The 6294-nt window shown below is 63.3% G+C and carries 8 protein-coding genes and 1 pseudogene; all 9 read right to left on the reverse strand.

The genetic code is table 11. The annotated features are described in order from the left end of the window. Positions 1 to 708, reverse strand: a complete 708-nt coding sequence (locus tag J7G73_RS03600; protein WP_291245264.1) for an ABC transporter ATP-binding protein — start codon at positions 706 to 708, stop codon at positions 1 to 3. A 173-nt stretch (positions 709 to 881) separates the two neighbouring features. Then, positions 882 to 2075, reverse strand: coding sequence for a hypothetical protein (locus J7G73_RS03605; RefSeq protein ID WP_291245265.1), 1194 nt, complete (start codon positions 2073 to 2075; stop codon positions 882 to 884). A gap of 139 nt (positions 2076 to 2214) precedes the next feature. Next, the gene (locus tag J7G73_RS03610; protein ID WP_291245266.1) at positions 2215 to 3087 is read right to left on the reverse strand and encodes a DUF4097 family beta strand repeat-containing protein; all 873 of its coding nucleotides are present in this window, start codon (positions 3085 to 3087) and stop codon (positions 2215 to 2217) included. After that, positions 3084 to 3773: a DUF1700 domain-containing protein gene (locus tag J7G73_RS03615; RefSeq protein ID WP_291245267.1), complete on the reverse strand. Its 690-nt coding sequence runs from the start codon at positions 3771 to 3773 to the stop codon at positions 3084 to 3086. The genes J7G73_RS03610 and J7G73_RS03615 overlap by 4 nt, the downstream gene beginning before the upstream one ends. Next, positions 3770 to 4090 carry a PadR family transcriptional regulator gene (locus tag J7G73_RS03620; RefSeq protein ID WP_087294189.1) on the reverse strand — a complete coding sequence of 107 codons (321 nt, stop codon included), beginning with the start codon at positions 4088 to 4090 and terminating at the stop codon, positions 3770 to 3772. The genes J7G73_RS03615 and J7G73_RS03620 overlap by 4 nt, the downstream gene beginning before the upstream one ends. A gap of 119 nt (positions 4091 to 4209) precedes the next feature. Next, positions 4210 to 4659 (reverse strand): GtrA family protein, encoded by a 450-nt coding sequence (locus J7G73_RS03625; RefSeq protein WP_291245268.1) that lies wholly within the window; start codon positions 4657 to 4659, stop codon positions 4210 to 4212. Continuing rightward, the gene (locus J7G73_RS03630; RefSeq protein WP_087179983.1) at positions 4656 to 5132 is read right to left on the reverse strand and encodes a peptidylprolyl isomerase; all 477 of its coding nucleotides are present in this window, start codon (positions 5130 to 5132) and stop codon (positions 4656 to 4658) included. Before J7G73_RS03630 ends, J7G73_RS03625 begins: the two co-directional genes overlap by 4 nt. Positions 5133 to 5391: 259 nt before the next feature. After that, on the reverse strand, positions 5392 to 5988 hold the full coding sequence (locus J7G73_RS03635; protein ID WP_291245269.1) for an AAA family ATPase: 597 nt from the start codon (positions 5986 to 5988) through the stop codon (positions 5392 to 5394). A 96-nt stretch (positions 5989 to 6084) separates the two neighbouring features. Further along, positions 6085 to 6294 (reverse strand): annotated as a pseudogene (locus J7G73_RS03640) (hypothetical protein); the annotation flags it as partial.

The following is a 6294-nucleotide window of genomic DNA, read 5'->3' on the forward strand; positions in this document are numbered from 1 at the left end:
TTACCACTCGATCCTTTCCACGGGGGTGGGGTTCTCGTTCACCTCCACCCCGGCCACCTGGCCGTTGCGGATGTGGATCACCCGGTCCGCCATGGCAGTGAGGGCGGAGTTGTGGGTGATCACGATGACGGTGCGGCCGGTCTGGCGGCAGGTGTTCTGCAGCAGGGCCAGCACCTGCTTGCCGGTCTTGTAGTCCAGCGCGCCGGTGGGCTCGTCACACAAAAGGATCTTGGGGTTTTTGGCCAGCGCCCGGGCGATGGACACCCGCTGCTGCTCGCCGCCGGAAAGCTGGGCCGGGAAGTTGTCCATCCGGTGCTCCAGCCCCACCTGGCGCAGGGTCTGCTCGGCGGGCAGCGGCTCCTTGCTGATCTCATTGGCCAGCTCCACGTTCTCCAGCGCGGTCAGGTTCTGCACCAGATTGTAAAACTGGAACACGAAGCCCACATCGTAGCGGCGGTAGCGGGTGAGCTGCTTCTGATTGTAGGCGCTCACCTCCTGGCCGTCCAGAAAGATGTGGCCCTCGTCGCAGCCGTCCATGCCGCCCAGCATGTTCAGAACGGTGGTCTTGCCCGCGCCGGAAGGCCCCACGATCACGCAGAATTCGCCCTTGTCGATGAAAAACGAGACGTGATCCGCCGCCGCGATGCGGTTTTCACCCATCTGGTAATATTTGCACACGTTATCGAATTCCACAAAATGCCGTTCCATTGCGTCGCTCCTTTGGGGGAATGGCTCCCCTGTGATACCTTTATTATAAACAAAGTTTTTAGGCCACACAACCAACAATCCTGATACAATCCGTGAATTTTTTAAGAAATCCGCCCAAAATTTTTCGGTTCGGGCGCAAAAAAAGCCCCCGCCGTTCCCGACGGAGGCAAAAATTATTCGCCGTGGATCTGGGGCATCGGGCCGCCGAAATCGAAGGTGAGCTCCAGCCGGCCGTTCACCGGCCGCCAGCCCGCCCGCAGGCGGTGCTCCACCGCCCCGGTGTGGGCAGGGTCGGTCAGCATCAGCAGGGCCAGATACTGGTCGTGGCCGTAGCGGCAGCACACATCGCCCCGGCGCAATGTCTGGCTGAGCAGAAAGCGCAGCTCCTGGTCCGCCCCGGCGCTGGCCGCGCCCGGCTGGCCACCCGCGCCCGCCAGCAGCAGCACCGCCACCTGACCGGTGCGGACCGCCTGCCGCCGTGCCATGGCATACAGCATGGGCAGCTGGTCGTACTCGCAGAAATAGGGGCCCGGAGGGGCGTTCTTTTCGTGACCCTCCAGCTTCTGGCGGATGCGCAGCATCTCCTCCCTGCCCCGGCTTTCGCCCTCGGTGGCCCACTGATGAATGGCCCGCAGCCGGGCCGGCGGGGCCTGCCCCTGCCGCTCCATGAGCATCTCGGCCAACAGGGGGTACTGGCTGCGCACCGCCGCCTTCATGTTCAGCTCCTGCATGGCCGCAAACCGCACGATCTGCAGCTCCATGTCGTCCGGGAAGAGCAGCAGCGCCTCGGCACACACCGCCAGCGCCCGGCGCGCTCCCAAGCGCTGGCGGTCCTCCAGCAGCAGCGCCGCCGCCCGCCGGGCAGCGGCCAGCCATCCGTCCCGGATCAAAGCCGCCTGCCCGGCCACCCAGGGCCGGTCCGCCAGCTGGGGCAGAAAATCCCCGCAGCAGATGCCGTCCAGCTCCTCCCAGGCCGCCAGAGCCAGGGCTTTGTCCGGTTGGTTCACCGCCTGCTCGGCCAGCCGCCCCGCCTGCCACAGGTCCACCTCCAGCGAAAGGTCCGGCGCAAGACGGTACTGCTTGTCCTCCACAGTAACCAGCTCCCGCTCCACGCCCCGCTGCTCCAGCAGACGGCGCAGCGAGTAGGCGGCGTTTTTCAGCGCGCCCGCCGGGTTGTGGCTCTCCTCCTCGGTCCAGAGCAGACCGGCCAGCGCCTCATTGGAAAGAGGCGCGCGGCCGTTCAGCGCCAGCAGGGCCAGCATCTCCAGATTTTTGTTGATCCGCTCGCCCCGGCGCACCAGAAGCTGACCGTCCAGCCAGACGGCCAACCCGCCAAAGGTCTCCACCCGCATGCTGTGCTGCTCCATGCTCCGCTCCTTCCGCGCCGCCCCCGAGGGGCTTTGGCTCTGTTGTTTTTTCCCATTATACCGGCTTTGCGGCGTTTTGTATAGCCGCTTTGCATGATGAAACGGCCCGGAGAAACCTCCGGGCCGTTTGCTTGTTTGTTTACAGGGTATCGTTCGCCCTTACCGCAGCCTTGCCGGTGTTCACCTCCAGGTCGAAGAAGGGGCGCAGGTCCTCGTTTTCCACCACCCGCTTGTACAGGGAGGAGGAAACGTCCCCGAACAGCTCCACCTGGCCCATGTTGCACTCCATGGCGTAGCCGTACTGCTCCGGCTGAGGGGTGCGCAGGGTCACGCTGCCCGCGTTCACCTCGATCTTTGCCTCGCCGTTCACGGTGCCGCTCACATCCACGCTGCCCGCGTCGGCGCTCAGGTCCATGGAGTCGGCCTGCACCCGGCGCAGCTGCACGCTGCCCGCCTGCACATCCACTTCCAGATCGCCGCAGGCCAGCTCCTCGCCGGTGATACTCCCGGCGCTGCACTCCAGCTCCACCGCATCGTACCAGGCATCCCGGGGCAGCACCACCTCCACCACATCCTCGCTGCCGTGGCTATGGCTGTGGTTGTGGTCCGAGTGCACGGTCAGGGTCCAGACGCCGTTTTCCCGGCTGCTGTCCACCAGAACATCGTCACAGCCGCCGGTGTTCAGCGCAAAATCATCTCCCAGAGTCAGCTCCAGGCGGCCCACCTCCACGGTGAAGTCCAGCCGCTGCACATCGCCGGTCTGGTGGGGGACCTGCCAGTCCCCCGAACCCGCCAGAGAAAGCGACGGGTCATCCACCGCCACCGAGGCGTCTGTGCTGCGGCCCCAGTGCCAATCCCAGCCCCACATGGGCTTTGTGCCGGAAATCAGATTGTTGCGGCTGAAGGCATCGCTCCACACGCCGCCGGTGATCATGCCCAGCACACACAGCAGGATGCCGGGGATCAGCATGGCCAGCGCCGCCATAAAGCAGTATTTGATCACACGTTTCATTGCTCATTCCCCCTCGCCTTGTTCTGTGCCAGCCTTTCTTTGGCCCAGTGCCAGCCCCGCACGGCCATGCGCCAGAGCCAGACCAGCAGCCAGAGCAGCGCCAGACCGATGCCCAGCACCAGAAAGCCCAGGGCAATGTCCAGCACGCCCAGGCCCGCCACCAGCAGGGCGGTGCCCACGCCGGTCCAGAGGGTCAGGAAGCCCTTGACCACCACCACAATGCCCGCAATCACCATTGCAACTCCGCTGAAGGCCAGTGCAGCCCCGGTGATGGCCACCGCCGCCAGGATGCCCAACACGGTGCCCAGCACGCTCAGCCACAGGGGCGACAGGATCAGCGCCGCCGCCACGACCACCACCCAGAACAGGGTGCGGTTGTCGGATTTCGGGGCCGCGCCCGGGTACTGGGGCGGATTCGCATATTGGGCCGCGCCCGCCGCGGCACCTGCCGCCTGCCCGGCGCCCTGCGTCTGGTAGCGGGGCGGGATGCGGCTGCCCGGCACGTTGGCCTTGATGATGGCGGCCACCTTTTCCGGGCTGCCCAATTCGGCCAGCACCGCCTGCTCCTGCTCGGGGCCCGCCTCGTCAAAATATTCCTCGTAGTAGCGCAGGGCCTCTTCCCGTTCCTCCTGGGTCACATCCGCCAGAAGGCGGTTCAGCCGCTGCAAAAATTCCTGTTTCGTCATTGGTCGTCTTCCCCCTCCAGCAGCATGGAATCGATCTGCTTTTTGTACTCGGTCCACTCGGCCCGGTATTGCTCCAGCGCCTGGGCCCCCGCCTGGGTGAGCCGGTAATACCGGCGGTTACGCCCGGCAAATGCCTGGTCATAGGTTTCCAGGTACCCTTCCTTCTGCAGGCGGCGGAGCACCGGGTACAAGGTGCTCTCGCTCACCGTCATGATCCGGCGCACATCCTGGGTGATCCGGTACCCGTAGGTGGGTTCCTTTGCCGCCGTGCTCAGCACCAGCGCATCCATCAGCGCCGCTCCGTTGTTGAACGCCACGCCGTCGCCTCCCTTTCTGTTTCTAACAATATTATATTTCGTATAATATTAAATGTCAATATAATATTATGCGAACAAAAAAGAACAGCCCCGGGTGTTCCCGGAGCTGTTCTTGTGCGTCAGCTGTTTTGTCCCTTTTTGAAGATGATGAGCTTGGAGAAAATGTAGTTGAACAGGATGACCAGCACCTGATCCACCAGCTTCACCGCCAGGAACCAGAGCCCCTGCCAGCCTTCCGGCACCAGGGCCATGCCGATCAGGTCCACGCCGATCCACATGATGGCCACATCCATCACCAGGGTGCCCAGACGGCAGCCGATGAAGGAGGCGAACTCCCGCACCGCGTCCATTCCCCTGCTGTGGCTGCGGAAGACCCAGATGCGGTTGGTACAGTAGGCGAACAGGATGCAGATCACGTTGTCCAGCAGGGTGTTCCAGGTGGTAGGCATGCCCATCCAGCGGAACACCAGTGCCAGCACGATGTTCAGCAGCGTGGCCAGCCCGCCGAAGAACAGGTAGGCCAGCTGTTCATAATATTTCTCGATCAGCCCTTTCAGCTTTTCGATCATCCCTCAATGACCTCCACGGTCTTCATCACAACGGGGGTCACGGGGCGGTCCTGGAAGCCGGTGGGAGTGTTGGCGATCTCGTCCACCACGTCCATACCATTGACCACGCGGCCGAAGGCAGCGTAGCCGCCGTCCAGATGAGGAGCGTCCTCATGCATGATGAAGAACTGGCTGCCGGCGGAGTTGGGGTCCATGGCGCGGGCCATGCTGATCACGCCGCGCTCGTGCTTGATGGGGTTCTTCCAGCCGTTGCGGGCGAACTCACCCTTGATGTGCCAGCCGGGGCCGCCCATGCCGGTGCCGTCCGGGCAGCCGCCCTGGATCATAAAGCCGGGGATGATGCGGTGGAAGGTCAGGCCGTTGTAGAAACCCTCGTTCACCAGCTTGAGGAAGTTCTCCACGGTGATGGGTGCGGCCTGAGCGTCCAGCTCCAGGTCGATGGTCTTGCCGTTTTCCATGGTGATGCGTACCATAGTAAAATCTCTCCATTCTTTGTTTTTTCACAGAGCGCCCGCAGTGGACGCCCGTACACAGAAGAAAGGCGGCCCGGCGCACAGCCGCACGCCGGGCCGCCCTTTTCGGTTATTATAGCATAATGCGAAGCGTTATGGTATAATTCGCCATCTTTTCCGGTTGCCCCGTAAGGGGCGAGGAAAAGGGCATTAAAATCCCGTATAATAGCCGCTCTGCGGCTATTATAGCATATTTTGCCCACCGGGCACAGGGGGAAAATCAGCCCTCCAGCTGGGCGGCTTCCTCAATGAGCTTTGCGCAGGCGTCGATGCCCAGGGCCGCGTTCAGGCACATATCGTAATACTGGGCCTCGCCCCAGCGGTTCTGGGTGTAGTAATTGTAGTAGGAGGCGCGGCGCTTATCCTCCTTCTGGATGCTTAGCTCCATGATCCGGTCCTCGGTGCCGGGGGCGAAGTCCCCCGCCGCCAGGGCGAACTTTTTGCGGAAGTCCATGGTGGCATGCAAAAAGACCTTGAGCACATCCGGGCGGTCCCGCAGCACGTAGTCGGCGCAGCGGCCCACGATCACGCAGGGGCCCTTTTCCGCCAGCTGGGAAACGATGTTGGACTGGATGATGTAGACCTGATCGTTCAGCGGCAGATCGCCGCCCATGGTGTACAGGCTGTACAGCAGGCTGGCGGAGTGGCGCTTTTCCACCGCCGCGATGGACTCCTCGGAAAGGCCGCTCTCCTTTGCGGCCATGGTGATGAGCTCCTTGTCGTAGAACGGGATGTTCAGATCCTGTGCCACCTTGCGGGCGATGTCCAGACCGCCGGTGCAGTGCTCACGGCTGATGGTGATGATGTTGCGCTTCATACAATTGACCCCCTTTATGGCGGTGCTTCCGCCTTGTGGTTTTTATGGCGCACAGCACGCCGGGATGCGCGCCGGTGCGTTTGGAACAATGACCGGTCAGCTGCCGGTGTGCACCTCGCCCACCAGACCGCCGCCGCTGGAATCGATGGCGTACACGGTCAGCCGGCCCGCCTGGCTGAGCAGCTCGGGCGGCAGGCGCACCGCGCCCTCTCCGGTGCGGCTCAGGTAATGGAAAGCCTTATGGGCGGTGGTGGCGTGGGCCACGCCGTCCGGCACGGTGCAGGCCAGCGTGCCCTCAAAATCCTC

The organism is Allofournierella sp. (assembly GCF_017889395.1).
In the GTDB taxonomy this organism is placed as follows: domain Bacteria; phylum Bacillota; class Clostridia; order Oscillospirales; family Ruminococcaceae; genus Allofournierella.

Bases quoted from the DNA above. Each gene is read 5' to 3' on its own strand.
- J7G73_RS03600 (WP_291245264.1), bottom strand. From the start codon at position 708: ATGGAACGGCATTTTGTGGAATTCGATAACGTGTGCAAATATTACCAG.
- J7G73_RS03605 (WP_291245265.1), bottom strand. From the start codon at position 2,075: ATGGAGCAGCACAGCATGCGGGTGGAGACCTTTGGCGGGTTGGCCGTC.
- J7G73_RS03610 (WP_291245266.1), bottom strand. From the start codon at position 3,087: ATGAAACGTGTGATCAAATACTGCTTTATGGCGGCGCTGGCCATGCTG.
- J7G73_RS03615 (WP_291245267.1), bottom strand. From the start codon at position 3,773: ATGACGAAACAGGAATTTTTGCAGCGGCTGAACCGCCTTCTGGCGGAT.
- J7G73_RS03625 (WP_291245268.1), bottom strand. From the start codon at position 4,659: ATGATCGAAAAGCTGAAAGGGCTGATCGAGAAATATTATGAACAGCTG.
- J7G73_RS03630 (WP_087179983.1), bottom strand. From the start codon at position 5,132: ATGGTACGCATCACCATGGAAAACGGCAAGACCATCGACCTGGAGCTG.
- J7G73_RS03635 (WP_291245269.1), bottom strand. From the start codon at position 5,988: ATGAAGCGCAACATCATCACCATCAGCCGTGAGCACTGCACCGGCGGT.